This window comes from Psychrobacter sp. C 20.9 (genome assembly GCF_001921765.1).
GTDB classification, from domain to species: Bacteria; Pseudomonadota; Gammaproteobacteria; order Pseudomonadales; family Moraxellaceae; genus Psychrobacter; species Psychrobacter piscatorii_B.
On the sequence record NZ_MRYC01000054.1, the window covers coordinates 1 to 249 of the forward strand.

A 249-nucleotide genomic window follows, 5' to 3' on the forward strand; every position below is an offset into this window, starting at 1 on the left:
AGTATTACGGTGCCTGGTAAGAGTATTTATCGTCAAGGCAACTCCATTGATGTGATTACCAAAGGTCGCCATGACCCGTGTGTCGGTATTCGTGCCACGCCGATTGCAGAAGCCATGTTGGCTTTGACATTGATTGATCATCTGTTACGTCATCGCGGCCAAAACGCCGACGTTCAGTGTGAAACTCCGATTATCAAAGCGCAAGCAGACTAGTTGAGTTTTCCATCAATCTCTACAAAAGGTCGCTTT

Annotated in this window: 1 protein-coding gene; it reads left to right on the top strand. The window is 46.6% G+C overall.

Annotated elements, in window-relative coordinates:
• Positions 1-213, top strand: a 213-nt coding sequence (locus tag BTW00_RS13775) for a chorismate synthase (RefSeq protein ID WP_143506635.1), incomplete at its 5' end; no start/stop codon positions are given.
• Positions 214-249 lie beyond the last annotated feature (36 nt).